This window comes from Stenotrophomonas sp. MYb238 (assembly GCF_009496535.1).
Taxonomy (GTDB): Bacteria; Pseudomonadota; Gammaproteobacteria; order Xanthomonadales; family Xanthomonadaceae; genus Stenotrophomonas.
The window spans coordinates 4,855-6,108 of record NZ_WIDL01000046.1 but is presented as its reverse complement, the minus strand read 5'-3'; the positions used below and the strand labels follow the sequence as shown (position 1 = coordinate 6,108).

The 1,254-nt window shown below is 71.1% G+C and carries 2 pseudogenes; one reads left to right on the top strand and one right to left on the bottom strand.

Annotation, left to right across the window (positions count from 1 at the left end):
- A pseudogene (locus CQ393_RS17860) lies at window positions 1–231 on the top strand (homoserine dehydrogenase); the annotation flags it as partial.
- A 338-nt stretch (window positions 232–569) separates the two neighbouring features.
- On the opposite strand, the pseudogene CQ393_RS17855 reads toward CQ393_RS17860, so the two are convergent.
- Window positions 570–1,254: pseudogene (locus tag CQ393_RS17855) on the bottom strand (hypothetical protein); the annotation flags it as partial.

Genomic DNA, 1,254 nt, shown 5'->3' with positions numbered 1-1,254 from the left:
GGGTTGAAGCTGTGTTTCGTCGGCCGCGTGGACGCGCACGGCGCCAGCGTCGGCCTGCGCGCCCTGCCGGCCGACCATGCGCTGGCGGGCGGGCGCGGTACCGACAACCGCGTGGCGATCCACAGCGACCGCTACCGCGACCAGCCGCTGTTGATCCAGGGGCCGGGTGCGGGCGCCGGCGTCACCGCGGCGGCGCTGCTGGACGACGTGCTGGGCATCGTCAACCGCTGAGGGCGGAGGGTCGCGCGCCCAGCTGCACCTGGTTGGCAAACGTGATGGAGGCAGGCCGATGGTCCGGCGCCGGGAGGATTCACCGGCAAGGCCTCTTCGCGGCTGAAGCCGCTCCTACGGGTTCTCGTTGCGGCACGGCAGGCCTTTCGTGGATGCGGCGCTTGCCCTGCGGATGGATTGCGCCGATGCCCCGTGCGGCAGGTCGGGCCCTTACGGGAACCGGGTGGGTGCCAGCCATTGGTCGGCACGATCTTCCCGCCCCCGGAAAGCCTCCGCGCGGACAGCGGTCGAGCGCTGACCCCGGACCCCGGACCACGTCAGCGGGCGTGGGCAGCTTCTCAATGCCGCGCGAATTTTTCGGCGAGAAAGCGCTCGACCTCGGCACGGCCCATGCGTGTTCCGTTGCCGTCGACGACGCTGAAATCGACGCCGTTGTCCCACAGCTGCGGCGCGGCGAGCACGGCGATGTCCTCCGACGCGGTGCGGGACTGCAGGTCGAACAGGCGCTGGTTGAACCCCGCGGCCTGCAGCCAGGCGCTGTAGCTGGAGTCGTGTTCGGTGGCGAACTGGTCCTGGTAATGGCACTCCTCGCGCGCCGGCGAGGGCAGCGCATCGCACTGCGCGTTGCGCTGGTGCAGGCCGATCACCGCATCGGGTTCCATCTGCCGCTGCGCGGCCGCGGCCCAGAGCGCGACGCAGATGCTGGCGCAATGCCCGCGCACGCGCACGGTGAGGTTGTTGCGGCGGACAATCCGCGCCGCTTCCAGTCCGGTGACGGCATAACCGCCGCCGCTGGTGATGTCGATGCGCCGCACCGAGGGCGCCGAATCCAGCGCCGCCTTCAGGTCGTTGGCGAAGTTCCTGCCCACGCCGCCTTCGATGCGCAGCGTATTGCCCTGTTCCTGCACGGACATGCGGGCTTCGCCGATGGTCGCCAGCGTGGTCGATTTCTGGCCGCGCACGACCATCGCTTCCGGCCGCGGCGAGGGCGTGGCGGGCACCGCCGCGGCGGCTTCTGCCGAC